Below are 19,176 nucleotides of genomic sequence, written 5' to 3' on the forward strand. Positions count from 1 at the left end.
GTTAGATCGTTATTCTGATCCAACAGAGGAGTCTGCAATGATCATTTATCGCCGCCGCTGCGCTTCGCCTTCAGCCATTTGGGAGCGCCCTTGTCTTTGCGTTCCCGTTCGCGCTGCGCTTTGGACTTGCCGGAACGCTCGTCCGCTTTCGTTTTTCCTCTGGACGGGTGTGCCGCTCCGGCTCCCGCTCCCGGCCTGCTCTGCGCTGCGCTTTGCGCGCCCTTATGGCTGCGCGCGCCTCTAGCTGCAGCCTCTCTTTGGGCCGCACCGTGAACCGTTACTTCTTTTTCGTCACGTCCGTACTGCTGCTGCGGGCGGTCTTTTTTACCGTTCTGCGGTTCCGGGTGCGCCGCTGTCGCTGTCCGCCGTTTGCCGGCAGACGACGATGCTGAAGCCGGACGGCGCCGCAGCGAATCCGGGCTGTGAAGCTCGCCTTTATACATAACTTGTTCCGGCAGTTCGATCCCAAGCTGCTTGCGGAATTTGTCCATAATGAAAATTTCTTGCGGCGTTACGATGTTGACGACCGTGCCCGGCCGGCCCATCCGTCCCGTTCGTCCCGCACGGTGCACGTAATGATCGGCATCGATCGGCGGATCGAGATTGACGACGAGCGGCAGTCCTTCGATGTCAAGGCCGCGGGCCGCGACATCCGTCGCCAGCAGCAGCTGGCAGCGGCCGTCGCGGAAGCGGGCCAGCGTCGCCGCCCGGCGCTGCTTGTCCGCGTCGCCGTACAGCGTCTCCACGGTGAAGCCTTCATAGCTCAGCTTCGCTTCCCAGTTAGCGATCTGATCCGTATCGTTCAGGAACAGCAGCGCCGAAGACGGCTCCAGCAGCCGCAAAATCCGGCGCGCGGTGTCCGTTTTTTCCCGTTTGTCGCAAACGAGATAAAACTGCTTGATCGTTTCCGATACGCGGCTTTTCGGAGTGATATCGATGCGGACGAAATCATTCATCCATTTCCGTTCCAGCTCCGCCATCGCTTGGGGATAAGTCGCCGAAAAGAATGCGATTTGCCTGCTTCGGGGAGCAGCCGCAAATAGCGCCTCCACCTCACGGACGGAACCGAGCTGAAATACTTGATCCGCTTCGTCGATGACGATCGACTGCAAGCCGGACAGCTTCAGCTTCCTCATCTTCAGCAGCTCGTGAATCCGGCCCGGCGTGCCGACAATGAGCTGCGGATGCTGCTTCATCTTCTCCAGCTGCCGTTTGAGCGCGGCGCCGCCGATGAGCTGCTGCACGCGGATTCCAAGCGATTCACCGTACTGCTCGGCGACACGGTAAATTTGCATCGCCAGCTCCTGGGTCGGAGACAGTACAATCGTCTGGATCGCCGGGCTTGCCGCATCCATCCGCTGCAGCAGCGGCAGCAAGTAAGCAAGCGTCTTGCCCGTACCTGTCTGCGATCCCGCCGACACGTCTTTGCCTGCTAGCAGCAGCGGCAGCGCCTGCTCCTGCACCGCTGTCGGTTCCGTAATTCCGTTCTCTGCCAAACGCGCGATCAAAGCATCGGCAATGCCGAGCTGTTTCCATTTATTATCCATTAGATAACGTTGTCCCTACTTTCTTTTACCTGATCGTTCTTTCATCATTGTTTCCGCTTCCCGTCTTGCGCATGATATCCGGCGGCATCGTTTCTCTTTCGCATCGTTGCATATGGCGGAATGGTCTGACCGGCGCCTTGGCGTGATCCGGGAGAGGCGCGCGGGTTCGCAAATCGGGCGTATACGCCACGAGCGGATTGCAGCGCTTATTTCCGGTCGAGCATCGGCCCGGCAATCCGGTCGGCCAAGCGCGGAAACAGCTGATACAGCTTGATTCCGGCTGCCGCCAGCCACGGCAGGTCCAGCTCCGCCCTTGGCCGCTCGATGATGCCGGCAATCCGATCGGCCACTTTGTCCGGCGTCATCATAAACCGTTTGACATTCCGCACGTAGGACCCGCTTGGGTCCGCCTGCTCGAAAAAAGGCGTGTCGATCGGACCGGGATTGACAGCCGAGACGAATACGCCGCTTCCTCTCAGTTCGTGCCTGAGGGCGTTGGTCAAACCGAGAACGGCGTGCTTGCTTGCCGTATATCCCGTCGATTTGGGGGTGCCGATCTTGCCCGCCATCGAAGCGATATTAACGATATGGCCTTGCCCGCGGGCGGCCATATGGGGCAGCACCGCTTTCGTACAGCGGACGATGCCCATATAATTCGTATTCATCATTTCCGAAAAATCGCCGATCGGCGCATCCATAAACGGCTTGAACCGTCCAAAACCCGCATTGTTGATCAGCGCATCAATCCGTCCGTACCGCTTCATAATCTGTGCGACCGTTTCGTTAACGCCCTTTTCGTCGGTCACATCCAGGACATACCGCCCGTGGCTCCCCGCTATTGCAGCCGACGCTTGCTCCAGCTTCTCCAAGCTGCGGGCGCACAGCACCGGAACGGCTCCCCGCTGCGCCAGCTTGCGGGCTGTAAGCGCGCCGATACCGCTCGAAGCGCCGGTTATCATAATTACTTTATCCTTTATCATCCGCTCTCACCTGTTCCCAGTGTACTTCAAAGCCCGCCTGCACGCAAAACAAAAACGGCCGCTGTTCCGCTTGAGCGGCGGCCGATATTCGAAGATGAGGACTTCGGAACTATGAAATCGTTTGCAAGGGCCTACAAAATGAAAAAAAGCTCCCCCGGAAGCTTTTTTCATGATACGATGCGTTTAACATCTATTCATTTATTCGATTCATGTTACACTCCGGTCTGCATGTGCAAAGTGAAGCTTATTTTCGCTTATGAAGCGATCAGCACCTGGATGTCAAGTTGTCCGATCCCGTGCAGGAAAAGCGGTACCGTTAACGCTTTGCGTTCCTTAAAACCGGCCGCTTGCGCGGAATGCATAACTTTGGGAGGCGTGATGTCAACGATTACCCCTTGATTGTACAAGCGGGTGCTTGCATTGCCGCTGATCATATTGCCAAGCTCCGAGATGGCGCTTCTGCCCATTTCGTCCAGTTCGGATACGGCAAATCCGCCCATCATGGCGGAGATCAGCTTCAAAGCGACTTCTTCGCTAAGTCCGAATACGATATCTCCGCTCATTTGGCCGTTCAGCCCGATTTGGATCCAGATATAATTTTCGACGAATTTAATATCTTTCAGACCTAACTGACCTGTTTCCGGACGAATTTGACAGACCTGTTCGATGACCGTCATCGCGGATTCCAAAAACGAATTTATGTATTCAGCCTTCATACGAACATTCTCGCCTCTCTTCGACAATTTTCTCGTTCTCCCTTATCACTCGCCTAATTATACTAGATTATATAGGACAAGTATACTAAAAATAACAATATTGCGACTTTGGGCCTAAATTGTCAAGGAGGCAATCAGTTCTAATTTTTCCTACCGGAGGATGAGAATGCCAACGATCTGGTCCCATATTTTATTTGGTCAAAAAGTACTGGAAACGGTGGGCGTACAGCAGCTGATTGCCTTGCCGGAACGCGAGAGATTGTTTAATTTGGGCTGCCAAGGTCCGGACTTTCTGTTCTACCACCGTTATCTTCCGTGGCAGAAGAGCGAAACGGCCCGCCTTCTCGGGAAGCTGATGCATACCCGTTCCTGCGGGCCGGCCATGATGGAAATGCTGGACGCCGTATGCGGGCTGCCGGTTGACGGCACCGATTCGGATCCGGGTGCCGTCTATGTGCTCGGTTTTATGCTGCATCATATTTTCGACCGTAATCTGAATCCGTATGTAATCGGCAGTGCCGGATTTCAAGCGAGGGACCGCTGCCGCTTTGAAGCAACAATGGATACGTTGTTTCTGCGCAAGCTGAAAGGGATGGACGCCTGGAATACGCCGGTCTGGAAAGAAATCGATCCGCCCGGCACGCTGCCCCGGAACGTCCTGGACGGGTTCGAGCAAATTACGGCCGTATATTACGAGCCTTATGCTTCATTCATGACGCGTGATGTTTGGGATGAAGCGGTAAGAGACATGATCTCGGCCCAGCGGCTGTTCCATGACCCTTACGGAGGGAAGCGGGTGCTGACGCTGGGCCGAATAGAACCGTATGTGTATAAACGCGAGCCGAATCCGCCCGATATTTTGAACGAATCGGGTCGTCTTTGGAGAGACCCTTTTCTCTCCGGCAAAACAAGCAGCGAATCGGCAATCGACTTATGGCAGCGGGCAATGGATGAAGCGGTTCCCCTCGTCAAGGCGGTGCTGCGCTGGTTCAAGGCAGCGGCGGTTGCGGCCGCAGTCAGTCATTCTATGCCGGACAGCGCCAAGGAAGCCGCAGCCGCGGCAGAAGATGCCCAGTGGCATGCTGCAGATTTAAGGCAAACCGTGCGGATTCTGATCGGCAACCGCTCTTATGACACGGGACTGCCCCTCGCCGGCGCGGCCGAACTTAACGGGGTCCGGTATGCGGAGCCGATCTGACCCGCGACGGCCGACGAGCGGATTCTTCCGGCTGAAACTGGCGGCTGACGTATGAGTCTGAACGCAGCTGAAGCGCTCCTACATCGCCTGGGGATCGGCGCTGCGGCGGAAACGAAGCCGAAGCATCCGCAGCCGGTCGTAAATGATATCGAGCTTGTTCCCAAAATTCGTTTCTTCCCCGTACACCCGGTGGAGAATAGGCTTCAAATATTTATCTCCCTCCTCGAGCAGAGCATTCCAAACCTGCTGCTGCTCCTCCGGCGGCATTTCGCTAAGCTCCCTGCTGATCAGCGGCTCCATGTCGTAGCCTTCCTGCTCAAGCTGCTCGATGCGTTCCATGAGCTCGCGGCGCGGGAGCCCCGTTTCGCCGGAAAGCTGCTCGAGCGTGCCACCCTCCTTCACAAATTGCAAAATGCGGCGGTTCAGTTGCTGCTTGTCCATCCGGCTTTTATATTTATTTTCCTTCTGTTTAAACAACCACTTCGTGTAGACGTCCTGCTCAAGCGCACCTTCCACCCAATCCAGCGGGAATACGCATTGCTGCTCGAATTCCCTCGTAATGTCCAGCACTTCGGCCGCGTACGATTCCTGCTTGGACGTTCCCCAGCCGGGAATTTGCCGCATTTGTTCCGGCGTGTGCGGCACGAATGCGCTGATCATCCACAGCATCCGGTTGGTCGCAACCAAATAAGCGGATTTTTTCTCGGACAGCGCTTTGAGGCGTCTCCATTCCCGAAGCTGCTCGAACAGTTCCGGTTTGGCGTGCAATTCCCCGTAGCATTGAAGCTTGCTTACCGTGCTTCCGCGGCCGATCGGCTTGTCTTCGAGCATGCCATCAATAATCGGGGTAAACCCTTCCCCCATTTGGATCGCCACTCCATGGCGGAAAGCGGTGAGCATTTCCTCCCAAGAAATCCCTTCATACCAGATGGAAGGGGACTCGTCTTCATGCCCGCTCTGCTTTTTCCACAATACCGACCACAGTCCCTGCTGCTCGCAGATCGTCAGTTGGGCGCTTAGTGCCGACCCGTCCGGGAGCCATTTTTCAAACGTGTTCAAAAAAACGATTTGCATAGTTCGCACCTCCGATGATTTTATCGAACCGGGCCGGTTAAAAGACAACGCAAAAAAGCACCTCCCATGCCGTTAAGCAGGAGAGGTGCTTCCTCACGAACGTCCGATTCAATTGCTTTCATGGTATCATACGAATGGTGAAAATGACAAGCAATTTGTTGTGGGACCGATTCTACGGCGCTGCCGCTGGTGAAACGCATTTGGCCAACAGACCGACTGACTTGCTGACCGACTGAAGGAATGAAAGCGGACGAACCGGATAAAATAACGTTATCTGCCAGCAAAAGGAGAGCGGCTATGGACCGTATTGTAAAAGACGAAGAACGTTCATCCTCCGCCGATGTATCGACGGTGGAATCGCAGCGCAACGACCTTATTCCCGAGGAGTTCCCGGAAGGCCCTTACGGATCGGCTCTTCAGACCCGGCAGCTTGGCAAAAGCGGCTCTTGGCGGGCCGAACAGCGGCCCCCGAACAGCTTCGGCTACGAGAACCGCGAACTGCACGGCGCCATGGAGCGCGGTTACCCCGGCGATGACCGTTCCGGAGAAAACAACGGAGCAGCCGGCGAGCATTGAAGCGCGCGCCGCTCCCGGCGCGCGCGGCGGCGTAAGCATAGCGGTTGTCAGATGCGTCCGCCCGGGACCGGTATCCTTACCGGTTACCAATGAATCCAGCTGACCAGCGAAAGCACAATTCCGATCAGAAAGCCGCAAAGCGCTCCATTGACGCGAACCCATTGCAGATCGCTTCCGACCTTTGTTTCGAGCATATTAACGAGTTCACGGTCATCGAGCCGGTTCAGATTATCACGGACCAGCAGGCCGACACGGTAATGATTGTCCTCGATGATGCGGACAAGAAACGCCGATATCCGCTGCTCCCAGACTTGAACTTCTTCCCCATTGGCAACGAACCCTCTCTGAAGCAGCCGGAACGCTTTCAGGACGAGTCTTCCACCCTGCTGTTTGTCCTTCTCCAGCACTTCAACCAGGTGCGAGCGGAGCTGTTCCAGCCGGCCGGCGATGAAGCTCTGGACGTCGGGCTGCTCCAGCCTCGATGTGAGCCATTGCTGCAGACGCCGCATTTTTTCCTCGTCCTCCGGCAACCCTATCATCCGGACGCGAAGCTCCATCAGCAGCTTTTCGCGCTGCTCGCTTCCTTCCGTAGACAAGTCTTTAATTCCCGACAGCAGCATGTGCTGCAGCATCGCGCCCAGCTTCTCCTCGTTCATAAAGCCGGCGAACGCCTGCACCGCAAAACCCATAAAACCGCCGAGCTGAAGCTCCTGCATCTTTTTTTGCGCAATGTCGCCGAGCATGCGGCCCGTTTCGGGATTGGCCGCCCAGTCGATCGCCTGATCGAGCGCATAATCGAGCGCCCGCTCATCCCAGCCTTCGCGAATGACCGTCTCGGCAGCCTTTTCGACGACCGGCTTCAGATCTTTGTCGCGAAAGTAGCCGCTCAAACCGTTATGTAAAGCTGCGGCAACCCGTTCCGCCGGTACGCGAAGCAGCATGCTCTGAACGATTGTAAGCGTACCGATGCGGTTCGATCGTTTGGACAGCAGGCGCATTGCAAATCTGCCCGCCCCACCCAGCAGGTCGATCGAGCGCAGCCTGCGAGTGATGCTTTCTTTGTTAAGCAGTTCGTTCTCCAGGGACGAGATAAGCGCGTTCACAATTTTGTTCTTGTTGCGGAGAATAAGCGACGTATGCGGAATCGGGATTCCGAGCGGATGGCGGAACAGCGCCGATACGGCAAACCAGTCCGCAATCCCTCCGACCAGCCCGGCTTCGAAGCCGCCTCTTAATAAACCGATCACTCCGCTGCGGTCCTCGCCAAGTAGCAGCGTGACGATAAAACCGGCTGCCATGAAAGCCAGCGAAAACCCGGCGATATATCTGGTCTTCATTCGATCCCTCCATGACGATACCGCACCCTCCATGGCCGGAGAGCCCGGCTGTAGCAACGTTAACGATTCAGGTGGAACGGCACGGTCGCAATCACGACATCTTTTTGCTTGAACAAATAAGCCCGGATAACGAGACTCGTTTGGTTATGCAACAGATTTTGCCACCAGTGCTTCGTAATAAACTGCGGGATCAAAACGGTGATATGGTCCGTCTCGGCCGTCTTCCACTCCACCGTATCGATAAACTTGATGAGCGGCTTAATGACGCTCCGGTAGCGGGAACGAAGCACAATGAGGCGCACGCCCGGATTCCATTCCTCCCATTTATCTTCCATCTTCTGAATTTCTTCTTCTTCAAACCCGACGTAAACCGCCACCACATTGTCGGTAAGCGATTTGGCGTAGCTGATCGAATTCATGACGGCCCGCGTAATCCCGGCCACCGGAATTACCATTGTGCTTCCTTTAATGACCGGTTTATCCTTGTGCAAATCGATGCGCAGCTGATCGGCGGTGTTGCGGTAATGCTTGCTGATCTGGTAGAACATGCCGATGACGATCGGCAGGAACACGAATACCATCCACACCTGGGCAAACTTGGTAAAAATAAAGATAAGCGTAATCGTCAGTGTCGTAAGCATTCCGACCGTATTTACAACGAGACGGATTCCCCAATGGGGCGGCCGAATACGGAACCAGCGGACCATCATGCCGAGCTGTGACAACGTAAAAGGGATGAAAACGCCAACGGCATACAGCGGGATGAGATTTTCGGTGTCTCCGTGAAAAACGATAACAAGCAAAGCCGACATAATGCTGAGAAAAATAATGCCGTTCGAAAAAACGAGCCGGTCCCCGCGCGCCTTGAACATGTTCGGCAGAAACTTATCTTTTGCCAGCATGAAGGCAAGCAGCGGAAACGCGGAATAGGCGGTATTTGCAGCAAGAAACAGGATCAGCGCCGTCACGCCCTGAATCACGAAATATAAAATGCCGCGTCCGAACGTCGATTCGGCAATTTGCGAGACAACCGTCGCTTTAGGATTCGGCGTAATCCCGTACCAATAAGCAAGCAGGCTGATGCCGAGAAACATCGAGCCAAGTATAATGCCCATCATCAGCAGCGTTGCCGCCGCGTTGCGCTCTGCCGGCTTGCGGAAGTTCGGAATCGCATTGGAGACGGCTTCCACCCCTGTCAATGCCGAACAGCCGGAGCTGAATGCCTTCAGCAGCAGAAACAAGCTGATATTGGAAACCGCCGTACCGATTTCAGGCACATCCGCATGAACCCCGCCAATCATTAATTTTATCAGACCGGAGACGATCAGCACAAATATCGACAGAACGAACAAGTAAACCGGTATCGCCAGGAAAGAAGCCGATTCGGTCACGCCACGGAGATTCATGATCGTCAAAAAAACAATCATGATCAGCGAAATGCCCACCCTGTGATCGTGCAGCTGCGGGAAAGCCGATGTGATCGCGTCCGTGCCGGCGGCCGAACTGACCGCAACGGTCAGGATATAATCGACAAGCAGCGAGCCGCCGGCAATAAGACCGGTTGAAACGCCCAGATTGTCTTTGGCCACAATATAGGCGCCGCCGCCGGTCGGATAAGAAAAGATGGTCTGGCGGTAAGACAGAATGAGAATGGTCAGCAGCCCAAGAACGGCCAGCGATATCGGTACGGAATACCAGATCGCAGCGAATCCGGCCGCCATCAGTACGAGCAAAATTTGTTCCGTACCGTAAGCGACGGAAGACAACGCATCCGAGGAAAGGATGGCCAGCGCTTTAAGTTTCCCAAGCTTTTCTTCTTCGATCGCGCCTGATTTCATCGGTCTGCCGATCAATAAACGTTTCACTTTATTTACCATTTGTTCATCACAAACCTCTCATGAGGAAAATAAAAACATGCGGACTGTAATCCGCATGACGTTCCGTCCTTCAATTCCAAGCATTAACTATAGCGGATTTGTAAAAGGCCGTAAATGCGCAGATGGAGCAAAAAGCGAACAATTCCGCTTTATGGAGCCGAATTCGGAAACCGAATCCGCATTTTTCTTTCATTAGCTGGTATTATCCCATGTTTTCGAGGCCATATTCGCCTTGCACTCCGCCATTTGATGGGGTTTCAAGCGACAAAAACCGTCAACGTTTACATCTGACGGATGAACGGTTAGCAACACCCCAAACCATCATAACAGCTGAAAATGAGCTTGCTTATTTTCTCTTTTAAGCCGGATCGTGCCGCTTGAAACAAACCTGTGCGGAACAGTCCCCCTTACTCGCACAGTATCCCTTCCCCCCTTTCTGAGCTAAAGGGATAGTGCCGCGAAGCCAGCTAATGCCGGCAACTTACCCGCAACCTTTCTGAGCTAAAGGGATAGTGCCGCGAAGCCAGCTCTAGCGACATAAAAAGAGCAGCGGAGCCTCATTCTAGAGGCCCGCTGCCGCAATGTTTATTATGATTCGGATAACACGGATCATTTCTGAAAGCTGAATTTTGAAGTTTGGAGTTTGTTAGCGAAGATCAGCCGATAAGCGTAATCAGATTGCGGAATTCCAGCTCCTCGAACTTCTTCATGACCGCTGTCCGGTCAACGGACCAGCAGCAATTGTCTATGTGAAGCTCGACCGGAACGTCGCATCGGATACGCGCCAGCTGCCGCGACAGATGCAGCATTTCCAGGTCGGCCTCGATTTTGCCGCGCACCGATGCGGTGAGCGCGTCCAAATTGGCAAGCAAGCCGTCAATGGAGCCGTGCTCCTGTATGAGCTTGTAAGCGGTTTTTTCGCCGATGCCGCGCACTCCGGGATAGTTGTCGCTCGTATCGCCCATAAGCCCTTTGACGTCAATGACCTGCTCCGGCGTCAAACCCCGTTCCTCCAGCAGCGACTCCGGCGTATACACTTTATAATTGCCGTGACCTTTCTTCATAATGACGACGGAGATCTTGTCGTCCACCAGCTGCAGCAGATCGTGATCGCCTGTCAGCACGAACACCTCATGCTCGCCCCCATGCAGCTTTGCAAGCGTGCCGATGCAGTCGTCCGCTTCAAATCCGGCCAGTCCGATATTCGGCACGCCGAAACTCGATACAACCTCTTTCACCAGCTCGAACTGGGGAATGAGATCCTCAGGCGCTTCCGGCCGGTTCGCTTTGTAGCCGGCGAATTGTTCCGTACGGAATGTTGCGCTTCCGAGGTCCCAACAGCAGGCGACGTGCGTCGGATTAAAGGTGTTAACGGCGTCCATGAAGTAGCGCACAAATCCGTGCACCCCGTTAACCGGAATGCCGCCGCTCGTTCTTCTGATTCCTCCGCCATAAGCCGTCGCAAAATAAGCCCGGAACAATATCGCCATTCCGTCCACAAGCAGAAGTCTCGAAGGAGCCGCCCCCACCTGAACCGGAGTTTCGTCGGCATTCGCCGCCCCGCCGGCCTGTTCATCGCCCGATGTTTGAGCGCCGCTCTCTTCGTTCCAACTAAACAAGTCCATCGTCACCTTCACCCTTTCAATCCGTGTTTCCGCAGCCACTCGCCGATCCGCCTCGCCGCTTCCTGCAGCCGCTCTTCGCTTTCCACAAGCGCAATGCGGACATAACCTTCCCCTTCGCTGCCGAAAGCGTCGCCGGGAATGACGACGACACCAGTTTCCAGCAGCATTTCCCGGGAAATCCGGCGTGAGCTCCACCGCTCTCCCGTCGCTTCGCCCGGCTGCGGCACGGGCGCCCATAGAAACATCGTCGCCGGCGGCGAAGGAACGTTCCAGCCCTCCTGCCGGAGCGCTTCAACGAGACAGTCGCGCCGCCGCTGATAGAGCGGAGCGACACTTTCATAATTCGGATCGTTCATCCCTTCTTCCAACGCTGCGATACCCGCTTCCTGGACCGCGTTGAAGACTCCGTAATCGATGTTACCTTTCAATTCGCGCAGCGCGCCGACCGCTTCGGCGTTGCCGGTTAAAAATCCGATGCGGCAGCCGGCCATATTAAAGCTCTTCGACAGCGAATGAAATTCGACGGCCGTCTCTTTTGCGCCTTCCAACTCCAGAATGCTTGGCGGCCGCAACCCGTCGAAGCCCAGCTCCGAGTATGCCAGATCATGGACGATCAGCACCCCAAAGCGGCGCGCCTTGTCGATCAGCTGACGGAAAAAGTCGGCATTCGCGAGTGCCGGCACCGGATTACCCGGAAAGCTCAGCAATATAAACACCGCTTCCTCCCAGGCCGATTCCGGCAGAGCATCCAGGTCCGGCAAATACCCTCTCTCGCGCTTGAGCGGCACGAAAATGGGCTCCACGCCCGCCACGGCCAGCGATGCGGCGTAGATCGGATAACCGGGATCGGGGACGATCGCCCGATCGCCCGCATTGCACAGCGCGGTCGCCAAATGCGCAAGTCCGTCCTGCGAGCCCATCAGCGTTACGATTTCCTGTTCCGGATCGACGTCTACGCCGAAGCGGTGCTTCATCCAAGCCGCCGCCTGAGCTCGGAACGCTGCGCTACCTTTGGAGGCCGGATACGAATAGCTGTCATCGCGGAGCGCAGCTTCGCTTAATATCCGGCGGACATGTTCGCTAGGCGGACGATCCGGACTGCCGATGCCAAGATCGATCACATCGATGCCCCCGGCGATCGCTTCATCCTTCCATTGACCCACCTCGGCGAAGATCGAAGAACCAAGCTTCGACAGCCGGTCCGAACGCCACGGCCGCCGCTTGCCGCCCGCCGTCACTTGTCCCACTCCTGCCGGTAAACTTCATCTTTATATCCGACGGTCACACGGCTGCCGTCGGTTACGATCGGGCGCTTCAGCAGCCTGCCGTTGGAAGCGAGCAGCTCGAGCTGTTCCTCCTCGCTCATTCCCTCCAGCTTGTCCTTCAGCCCAAGCTGCTTGTACACTTCCCCCGACGTGTTATAGAACCGCTTGAGTCCGAGTCCGCTCCGCTCCACAAGCTCGCGCAGCGCTTCCTTGTCCGGAGGGGTATCGAACAGCGGGACCAGCTCCAGTTCATAGCCTTGCTCTTTCAGCCTTTTCACCGCGCTGCGGCACGTTCCGCACTTCGCATATTGGTACACTTTTAACGCTTTTGTTTCACTCATTCCCGCACTCCTTAACCTTTTGCGTTCGTATATTGCGTTCTAGGATGCAAATCTTTCATTAATGAAGCACCGCTCACAGCTCCAGTGTGCGGCGGGGCTAATACGCGTTAAGCGCCCAACAAGATTCAATTCTGTTCCAACAGCTTTACCAGTTGCTGCAAGTCCGGCGGCAGCTCCGCCTTAAACGATATTCGCTCGCGCGTAATGGGATGCGTGAAGGCAAGCAGCTCCGCATGCAGTGCCTGCCGTCCTGCAGCCGCTTCCCATTGCGGATGAAGCCGGTCGGGCTGCGCCCCGTACATCGGGTCACCGATCAGCGGACAGCCGATATGTTTCATATGGACGCGAATTTGGTGCGTCCGCCCCGTTTCGAGCCGCAGCCGCACTTGCGACGCTTCACCGGCACCGAATATTCGGACCGTCTCATAATGCGTGACGGAAGGATACCCGTCCGGAGTGACGATGCGTACGTGCGGCGACACCGGATCCCGGTCAATCGGCCCGTTAATCGTACCGCTAACGGTTCCGGCTTCGGCATCCGGCTGCCGCGGTTCGTTCGCGGAATCGACGTCCGCTACCGCCTCACCGCTCTGCGGCGTACCGTACACAAACGCCAGGTATCGCTTCTCGATCGTTCCGTCACCGTGCTGCTCGGACAGCTGCTGGTGAACGTACGGATTTTTGGCGATCGCGACCAGCCCGGACGTATGCTCGTCAAGCCGGTGCACCGGACGAAAGCGTACCTGTTCACCTTTTTCCTTCCAGTGATGGACCACTCCGTTTGCCAGCGTCCCGGTATAGTGGCCGTGCGTCGGATGGACGACGATGCCTGCAGGCTTGTTGACGACGAGCAGGTGATCGTCTTCAAATACAATGTCCAGCTCCATCTTCTGCGGCAAAATATCATCCGACGTTTCGCGCTCCATCCGGATGGCGAGCAGGTCGCCGGCATTTACCCGTTCGCTCGTATAGACCCGCTTGCCGTTCAGCGTAATTCCTTCTTCTGTAAGCTTCAGCCGGGAAAGCAGCTTGCGGGAGACGCCAAGCCGCTTCTCCAGTACGGTGCGGACCATTCTGCCTTGTTCGGATTCGGTAATGGTGACCGTTAAAGGTTCGTAGTAAGATTCCGTCTTCATTCGTTCTCCTATCCTGCCTGCTTTAACACAACATTGCCTTACCGCGCGTAATCCCCAATCCCTTTTACTCTTTGCGGGGACTCCGAAACACTTCGGCGCTGCGGACATACTCCGTATCGGCTTCGCCGAGGCGGGCATTGACCGCCCTTGCCGCCGCAAAAAACAGATCGGAGAGCCGGTTCAAATAACGCTGCACCTCGATGTTGATTTCATATTCGGAGGCCAGCGTCACGACCCGGCGTTCCGCTCGGCGGCACACGGTGCGGCATACATGCAGCGACGAAGCGAGCGCGCTGCCTCCGGGGAGCACAAACCGCTTCAGCTCGGGCGCCTCCGCTATGAAACGGTCGATCCACGGCTCCAGCGCATCTACCATGCCTGCGCTTACTTTCATTTTATCTTCGTTAAACTTGGCAAATGCAAGATCGGATCCGCAATCGAACAGTTCATGCTGGATTTCCGTCAGCAGTCCGGCCAGGTCCGACAATTTCCCATGGCGCTGCGCTTCCGCCTGCGCCTGACCGACAAAAGCGTTCAGTTCGTCGATCGTGCCGTAAGCTTCGACGCGCAGATCGTCCTTGCTGACGCGTCCGCCTTTAAGCGAAGTTTGCCCGTTATCCCCGGTTTTCGTATAAAGTCTCATGATTCCACCAGTTCCTTTATCATTTGTTTGGCCGCTTCTTGATCGGGGGCATTGGCCGGAATGAACAAGATCAGCTTGTCATCGTTAATGCCTGCGCTTTGTACAAGCTTCGCCTTCGTAACGGGAATTCCGTACAGATGGGTTTCCTTACGGTCCGGTTCGTCTTTATCCCCGGGAATAGTCCCCTCCAACACGCCTTCGGGGTACAGCTTCGGATCAAATACGTCGTCCAGCGAAAGAGCACCTCCCTGGCCGAGCAGGCTCACAAAATCATCCTTGTCCAGCATCATGACGGCGTTGCCGCCTGCAGCCAATTCGACAATCAGCTTCTGTTGGTTATAAATCGGGCTGCTGCTCACTTGGATTTTCGTATCGCCGAACTTGGCTTGCAGCGACTTCGTTAACGCTTCGGTCGCATCGGATGACAGACCATTCTTCGCCATGATAAACAATGTCGGATCCTTTGTGCCGCCGCATCCCGCAAGCAGAAGCATTGCGCCGATCAAAACGAGGGTAAATGCGGAAATATGACGTTTGCGATACTGCAGCAACCTAAATCCCTCCACAACGCGGTTTTATTCCACTATATCATAATCATTCTTACTTTCGAAGGGTGCCGCAAACGGCCGAATTCACCGTTTACGAGCCTGTTCCCCTCTCTTTCCACAAAAAAACGCCCCCGGCAGGCTCGTAGCGAGCGGACAACCGGGGGCTTAGCGTCGCAGTTGTTAATTGCGGCGATTGCAGAAATTCCATTTATGCATCATATATTCATTAATTTTCAAATCCAGCCTGCGGCTGATGTCGATCACATTATCCGCCTGGAAGGACGCTTCCTGCAAAAACGTTTGCTCCATTTCCTTGCGTAAATCGTCAATTTCGTCTTCAAGCGTTCGCATGGATGGGGACAGTTTGCCAGCTTTGTATGAATCGGGATCCTCTGACAACGAAATTCCTTGATCCGCAAAAGCCAAATCTATCCCTCCTTCTTACGTTACTCCATACAAATAGTATCGGACAATAATTGCGATGAACACAGAATCAACCGCTATTATTCACTTTACTTCATAATTATAACAAATCTTTTTCAATTTGAATACATTTGAATGAGTAGAAGATATATCCATTTCGTTAACAAATTCTACTATTCACCGGTTTCCGGCTTTAATACTATGCACAAAATTACCGATTCTTTCCAGAGCTTCATTCAGCTGTGCGACCGAAGTCGCATAGGAGCAGCGCAAATGTCCTTCTCCTCCCAAGCCGAACACATCGCCCGGAACGGCGGCTACATTTTGCTCCTTGAGCAGCCGTTCGGCGAAATCGGTCGAGGATAAACCGGTCCCTTTGATAGACGGAAAAGCATAGAATGCGCCCTGCGGCTCATGGCATTCGAGCCCGATCTCGCGGAATCCCTTCACGACGAGCCGGCGCCGCTGGTTATACGATTCCATCATTTTTTGCATTTCCTCCATGCCGTTCCGCAGCGCTTCAAGTGCGGCTACCTGGGCCATGTTCGATGCGCACATGACCGTATATTGATGGATCTTCAGCATCGCATAGAGCAGCTCCGGATGCGCGCACGCATAACCGATCCGCCAGCCCGTCATCGCAAAAGCTTTGGAAAAGCCGCTGACGAGAATGGTGCGGTCCCTCATGCCCGGCAGCGATGCAAAGCTGACGTGCTTGGAGCCGTACGTCAATTCCGCATAGATTTCATCCGAAATGACGATCAGATCGTTCTCTTCCACAACTTTGGCTATCGGCAGCCAATCTTCATATGTCATGATGCCGCCGGTCGGATTGCTCGGATAGCAAAGAATGAGCACCTTGGAGCGCGGTGTGATCGCCGCGCGCAGCGAATCGGCCTGCAGCTTGAACGAATGCTCGGCAAACGTCTCGACGCCGACCGGAACTCCGCCGGTAAGCGAGGTGATCGGAGAATAGGAAATATAGCAAGGCTCGGGAACGAGGATTTCGTCTCCCGGCTCAATCAGCGCTCTGAGAGCGAGATCAATCGCCTCGCTGCCGCCGACCGTTACGAGCACTTCGTTTGCGGGGTCGTAACCGACGCCGAACGAGCTGTGCAAATATTCGGCGATCGCCTCGCGCAGCTCCGGCGTGCCGGCATTGGACGTGTATTGGGTTTTTCCCTTCTCCAAAGCCGCGACACACGCGTCGCGCACGTGCCACGGCGTCACGAAGTCCGGCTCACCGACGCCGAGCGTAATGACGTCACGCCGGCCGCTGACCAGGTCGAAAAAGCGGCGGATTCCCGATGGCTTGATTTCCTTTGCCTGCCGCGACAAATAATCGGACATCGATTTGTGTGCAGGCACTGCGGTCTGCTGTTGATCTTTAATCATAGCCTATCATCCTTTACGGCGATATCTTCAGCCGATGGTCACCCTCGTTATCCTCGAAGATGAAACCGTCCTGCTTGTATTTTTTCAAAATGAAAAAAGTCTTGGTAGAAAGCACCGAATCGATCGGCGATAGCGTATGGGAAACGAAGTTGGCCACTTCCTTCAGCGATTTACCTTCAACCTCCACGAGCAGATCGTACGCGCCCGACATCAGATAGACGGTTTTCACTTCCGGATACAGGTAAATGCGCTCGGCAATACCTTCGAAGCCGCGTCCGCGTTCCGGCGTAATTTGCACTTCAATAAGAGCGGTCACTCTCTGGTCGTCGACTTTGCTCCAGTTGACGATCGGCGCATACTTTACGATGACGTGATCCCTCTCCATTTCCGCAATCGCCTGCTCCACCTCTTCCTTGGTTACGCCAAGCATCGTGGCAATCAATTCCGGGCCGCGGCGGGCATCTTCTTTCATAAGATCCAAAATTTTGTATTTCAGTTCGCTCATCGTCAAACTCCTTCCCTGAAGCAATGAAATAAACCGATATCGAGGTGCCGCACTGATAGAGCGACTGTCTATAAAGGTTCATGTTACAAAGAATATATTACAATGAATCCAAGCTTTATTGCAAAAAGAAAAACGAAAGACCCCGCATTGGGGTCTTGACCGATCTTACATATAATTCGGGCTTTGCTGCCCGTTTGAGGGGGGCATCGGCTGCGGCACAAAGGTAGGCAGATGCGGAAAAACAACCGGCTTGCTGATATAGTGCTGCCCCGGCTGCAACTGGGGCTGAGATTGCGGTTGGAGCTGAGATTGCAGTTGGAGCTGAGATTGCGGTTGGAGCTGAGATTGCGGTTGGAGCTGAGATTGCGGTTGGGGCTGCAATTGCGGCTGCGGTCCGGCTTGCTGCCCGAACTGCTGGTGGGGCTGTTGCCCGGATTGCCGCCCTGGCTGCGGCTGCCCCATTTGCATTCCTTGTGTCCCGGATAAACGCTGATGAAGAAACTGCTGCGTATTTTGCTGCGACTGCTGACAGCTGCTTACTTGCTTCTGAATTTCCTGGCGCAGCGCCGGCGAAGAGGCTTTGTACATATTGTTCTGGTTCATCGTCTGAAACAGCTCGCCTTGCATTTGCAGCGTGCTGTTCAGCAAATCCGTAAACATTTTGCGGACAGAGGGATTAACGGACTCCGTAGCGGCGGTCGCATATTCGCGTACCACCCGCTTCAGATCGGCGAGCACCGTATAGGCCCAGTCTTGATCCGGCAGCGGCGTCTGCATGCTCGCTTGTTGGTACATGTTGTTACCTCCTGGAGTTGGTCTCTAGCTTTGCGGCGACGAAGGCGCCAATCCCTGATGCTGCTGCAGGCAGTTCAGCAGCGTCTGGTAGTGCTGCTGATGGCCCAGCAGAAACCGGGAAGCCGTCTGCCCAAGCGCCTGGTTGCCCGCGCTCGTTGACATGCATGCGCACTGCTTCATCAGCAACTCTTCATTGGACAAGGAATCGGCGATATATTCCAGCTCTTTTGCCGTTAAAGGTTGAAGCATTCGGCTTCTCCTCCTTGCAATTCTAGATTTAACCAAACGTATTATCCCGCTTTCTGCCGCTTTTATGTAAAAAAAGATCCCGTCATGGCTCTTCAGCCGGACGACGGGCGCAGCTTACAGCAAGCTTAAGCAACGGATCGAGCCGATATGCACCATGACCGGCCGTCCATCCGCCGTTGTCAGATCAACCGTGCGCTCGCTTGCTTCGCGCAAAACTCCCGCCATCATGTCGTGCTCATCAATGGCCAGCATGACAAATTTGCCTTCGAGTTTGCGCAGCTGCTGATCGAACGTCCGAGCCATCCCCATCGATGCCGGCCGGAGCGGAAACTGCTCCGCTGTCAAATTGTAAGGCGCAGACGGCTTATTGGTCGGACTAATATATTTTAAATGATGAAGCGGAATAAAGATGGATGAACAGGCGGGAGAGCAAAAGACGAAAAAATCGTTCATAATGCCCGACAAGTAGCCGTAGATGCTGCCGCCCGAGACCCCGATTTCGGCGTATACGCCCCTCGCTCCCATAAGCGCCTTGCGGTAAGATGCGCGCTCGCCGCGGGGGACAAGCGGTTGCTCCGCCTTTACCGGTGCCGGTTCCTCTCCTTCGGACAACAGCCGCAGCTTCCGCGTTTGAACAAGCGGGACATAATAGTACCTCTCATTATTTTCCTCATAGAGTACGAGAACATCCTGTCCCCATTCCGCCAATACGCCGCAGACGGCGGTTGTGCCGCCCGCAGCCTGCCACTCGACACGTCTCCCCTGCCACGGATGACCGATTTTCATATGCTGTACCTCCTCGTGACCTTCCCATATCATGATTTGCCCATACGTCATTCGAATACCGGTATTTTTATACTCTATTTATATGTCTCCCGTACATTGCCGTACTAGATTCGTAACTATTCCTACTAAAAATGAGCGTTAATCCAATCGCTGCTAGAGA

Annotated in this window: 20 protein-coding genes; 2 read left to right on the forward strand and 18 right to left on the reverse strand. The window is 54.9% G+C overall.

What is annotated here, in order from left to right:
* Positions 1-41: 41 nt before the first annotated feature.
* The 3 genes from VN24_RS02020 to VN24_RS02030 all read right to left on the reverse strand — a co-directional run bounded on the left by VN24_RS02020 (position 42) and on the right by VN24_RS02030 (position 3,243).
* Positions 42-1,547 carry a DEAD/DEAH box helicase gene (locus tag VN24_RS02020; RefSeq protein ID WP_045669061.1) on the reverse strand — a complete coding sequence of 502 codons (1,506 nt, stop codon included), beginning with the start codon at positions 1,545-1,547 and terminating at the stop codon, positions 42-44.
* 206 nt (positions 1,548-1,753) lie between these two features.
* Entirely contained in the window at positions 1,754-2,527 is a 774-nt protein-coding gene (locus VN24_RS02025) for an SDR family NAD(P)-dependent oxidoreductase (protein ID WP_045669062.1), read from the reverse strand.
* A gap of 254 nt (positions 2,528-2,781) precedes the next feature.
* The gene (locus VN24_RS02030) at positions 2,782-3,243 is read right to left on the reverse strand and encodes a chemotaxis protein CheX (RefSeq protein ID WP_045669063.1); all 462 of its coding nucleotides are present in this window, start codon (positions 3,241-3,243) and stop codon (positions 2,782-2,784) included.
* A gap of 166 nt (positions 3,244-3,409) precedes the next feature.
* Here VN24_RS02030 and VN24_RS02035 point away from each other — a divergent pair, with 166 nt between their 5' ends.
* Entirely contained in the window at positions 3,410-4,441 is a 1,032-nt protein-coding gene (locus VN24_RS02035) for a hypothetical protein (RefSeq protein WP_045669064.1), read from the forward strand.
* Positions 4,442-4,519: 78 nt separating this feature from the next.
* On the opposite strand, the gene VN24_RS02040 is transcribed toward VN24_RS02035, so the two are convergent.
* Positions 4,520-5,515, reverse strand: a complete 996-nt coding sequence (locus tag VN24_RS02040) for an HRDC domain-containing protein (protein WP_045669065.1) — start codon at positions 5,513-5,515, stop codon at positions 4,520-4,522.
* 297 nt (positions 5,516-5,812) lie between these two features.
* Here VN24_RS02040 and VN24_RS02045 point away from each other — a divergent pair, with 297 nt between their 5' ends.
* Complete coding sequence (locus VN24_RS02045) at positions 5,813-6,091, forward strand: hypothetical protein (RefSeq protein ID WP_045669066.1); 279 nt, start codon at positions 5,813-5,815, stop codon at positions 6,089-6,091.
* An 83-nt stretch (positions 6,092-6,174) separates the two neighbouring features.
* Here VN24_RS02045 and VN24_RS02050 read toward each other — a convergent pair whose 3' ends face one another.
* The 14 genes from VN24_RS02050 to VN24_RS02115 form a co-directional block, all read right to left on the reverse strand.
* Positions 6,175-7,428 (reverse strand): DUF445 domain-containing protein, encoded by a 1,254-nt coding sequence (locus VN24_RS02050; protein ID WP_045669067.1) that lies wholly within the window; start codon positions 7,426-7,428, stop codon positions 6,175-6,177.
* A gap of 59 nt (positions 7,429-7,487) precedes the next feature.
* Positions 7,488-9,305, reverse strand: coding sequence for an APC family permease (locus VN24_RS02055; RefSeq protein WP_045669068.1), 1,818 nt, complete (start codon positions 9,303-9,305; stop codon positions 7,488-7,490).
* A 656-nt stretch (positions 9,306-9,961) separates the two neighbouring features.
* Positions 9,962-10,969, reverse strand: a complete 1,008-nt coding sequence (locus VN24_RS02060) for a 5'-3' exonuclease (protein ID WP_274520408.1) — start codon at positions 10,967-10,969, stop codon at positions 9,962-9,964.
* Positions 10,939-12,168 carry an aminotransferase class I/II-fold pyridoxal phosphate-dependent enzyme gene (locus tag VN24_RS02065; RefSeq protein WP_045669069.1) on the reverse strand — a complete coding sequence of 410 codons (1,230 nt, stop codon included), beginning with the start codon at positions 12,166-12,168 and terminating at the stop codon, positions 10,939-10,941. The genes VN24_RS02060 and VN24_RS02065 overlap by 31 nt, the downstream gene beginning before the upstream one ends.
* A complete protein-coding gene (locus tag VN24_RS02070) occupies positions 12,165-12,536 on the reverse strand; it encodes an arsenate reductase family protein (protein WP_045669070.1) in 372 nt (123 codons plus the stop codon). The genes VN24_RS02065 and VN24_RS02070 overlap by 4 nt, the downstream gene beginning before the upstream one ends.
* Positions 12,537-12,661: 125 nt before the next feature.
* Positions 12,662-13,672, reverse strand: coding sequence for an RluA family pseudouridine synthase (locus tag VN24_RS02075; protein WP_045669071.1), 1,011 nt, complete (start codon positions 13,670-13,672; stop codon positions 12,662-12,664).
* Positions 13,673-13,736: 64 nt separating this feature from the next.
* Positions 13,737-14,315 (reverse strand): cob(I)yrinic acid a,c-diamide adenosyltransferase, encoded by a 579-nt coding sequence (locus tag VN24_RS02080; RefSeq protein WP_045669072.1) that lies wholly within the window; start codon positions 14,313-14,315, stop codon positions 13,737-13,739.
* Positions 14,312-14,866, reverse strand: coding sequence for a hypothetical protein (locus VN24_RS02085; protein WP_052702739.1), 555 nt, complete (start codon positions 14,864-14,866; stop codon positions 14,312-14,314). Before VN24_RS02085 ends, VN24_RS02080 begins: the two co-directional genes overlap by 4 nt.
* A gap of 177 nt (positions 14,867-15,043) precedes the next feature.
* The gene (locus VN24_RS02090; protein WP_082084165.1) at positions 15,044-15,214 is read right to left on the reverse strand and encodes an aspartyl-phosphate phosphatase Spo0E family protein; all 171 of its coding nucleotides are present in this window, start codon (positions 15,212-15,214) and stop codon (positions 15,044-15,046) included.
* 249 nt (positions 15,215-15,463) lie between these two features.
* Positions 15,464-16,681: an aminotransferase class I/II-fold pyridoxal phosphate-dependent enzyme gene (locus tag VN24_RS02095; RefSeq protein ID WP_045669074.1), complete on the reverse strand. Its 1,218-nt coding sequence runs from the start codon at positions 16,679-16,681 to the stop codon at positions 15,464-15,466.
* Between the two features lie 13 nt (positions 16,682-16,694).
* The gene (locus VN24_RS02100; protein WP_045669075.1) at positions 16,695-17,186 is read right to left on the reverse strand and encodes an Lrp/AsnC family transcriptional regulator; all 492 of its coding nucleotides are present in this window, start codon (positions 17,184-17,186) and stop codon (positions 16,695-16,697) included.
* Positions 17,187-17,351: 165 nt separating this feature from the next.
* Complete coding sequence (locus tag VN24_RS27885; RefSeq protein ID WP_082083576.1) at positions 17,352-17,981, reverse strand: spore coat protein; 630 nt, start codon at positions 17,979-17,981, stop codon at positions 17,352-17,354.
* 24 nt (positions 17,982-18,005) lie between these two features.
* Positions 18,006-18,230 carry a hypothetical protein gene (locus tag VN24_RS02110; RefSeq protein WP_045669076.1) on the reverse strand — a complete coding sequence of 75 codons (225 nt, stop codon included), beginning with the start codon at positions 18,228-18,230 and terminating at the stop codon, positions 18,006-18,008.
* Between the two features lie 114 nt (positions 18,231-18,344).
* Positions 18,345-19,016 carry a hypothetical protein gene (locus VN24_RS02115; protein WP_045669077.1) on the reverse strand — a complete coding sequence of 224 codons (672 nt, stop codon included), beginning with the start codon at positions 19,014-19,016 and terminating at the stop codon, positions 18,345-18,347.
* Positions 19,017-19,176 lie beyond the last annotated feature (160 nt).

The sequence above is a fragment of the Paenibacillus beijingensis genome (assembly GCF_000961095.1).
Classification (GTDB): Bacteria; Bacillota; Bacilli; order Paenibacillales; family Paenibacillaceae; genus Paenibacillus_O; species Paenibacillus_O beijingensis.

Bases quoted from the DNA above. Each gene is read 5' to 3' on its own strand.
- VN24_RS02040 (WP_045669065.1), bottom strand. From the start codon at position 5,515: ATGCAAATCGTTTTTTTGAACACGTTTGAAAAATGGCTCCCGGACGGG.
- VN24_RS02075 (WP_045669071.1), bottom strand. From the start codon at position 13,672: ATGAAGACGGAATCTTACTACGAACCTTTAACGGTCACCATTACCGAA.
- VN24_RS02030 (WP_045669063.1), bottom strand. From the start codon at position 3,243: ATGAAGGCTGAATACATAAATTCGTTTTTGGAATCCGCGATGACGGTC.
- VN24_RS02045 (WP_045669066.1), top strand. From the start codon at position 5,813: ATGGACCGTATTGTAAAAGACGAAGAACGTTCATCCTCCGCCGATGTA.
- VN24_RS02070 (WP_045669070.1), bottom strand. From the start codon at position 12,536: ATGAGTGAAACAAAAGCGTTAAAAGTGTACCAATATGCGAAGTGCGGA.
- VN24_RS02050 (WP_045669067.1), bottom strand. From the start codon at position 7,428: ATGAAGACCAGATATATCGCCGGGTTTTCGCTGGCTTTCATGGCAGCC.
- VN24_RS02035 (WP_045669064.1), top strand. From the start codon at position 3,410: ATGCCAACGATCTGGTCCCATATTTTATTTGGTCAAAAAGTACTGGAA.
- VN24_RS02090 (WP_082084165.1), bottom strand. From the start codon at position 15,214: ATGCGAACGCTTGAAGACGAAATTGACGATTTACGCAAGGAAATGGAG.
- VN24_RS02100 (WP_045669075.1), bottom strand. From the start codon at position 17,186: ATGAGCGAACTGAAATACAAAATTTTGGATCTTATGAAAGAAGATGCC.
- VN24_RS02095 (WP_045669074.1), bottom strand. From the start codon at position 16,681: ATGATTAAAGATCAACAGCAGACCGCAGTGCCTGCACACAAATCGATG.
- VN24_RS02115 (WP_045669077.1), bottom strand. From the start codon at position 19,016: ATGAAAATCGGTCATCCGTGGCAGGGGAGACGTGTCGAGTGGCAGGCT.
- VN24_RS02080 (WP_045669072.1), bottom strand. From the start codon at position 14,315: ATGAGACTTTATACGAAAACCGGGGATAACGGGCAAACTTCGCTTAAA.
- VN24_RS02025 (WP_045669062.1), bottom strand. From the start codon at position 2,527: ATGATAAAGGATAAAGTAATTATGATAACCGGCGCTTCGAGCGGTATC.
- VN24_RS02110 (WP_045669076.1), bottom strand. From the start codon at position 18,230: ATGCTTCAACCTTTAACGGCAAAAGAGCTGGAATATATCGCCGATTCC.
- VN24_RS27885 (WP_082083576.1), bottom strand. From the start codon at position 17,981: ATGTACCAACAAGCGAGCATGCAGACGCCGCTGCCGGATCAAGACTGG.
- VN24_RS02055 (WP_045669068.1), bottom strand. From the start codon at position 9,305: ATGGTAAATAAAGTGAAACGTTTATTGATCGGCAGACCGATGAAATCA.
- VN24_RS02020 (WP_045669061.1), bottom strand. From the start codon at position 1,547: ATGGATAATAAATGGAAACAGCTCGGCATTGCCGATGCTTTGATCGCG.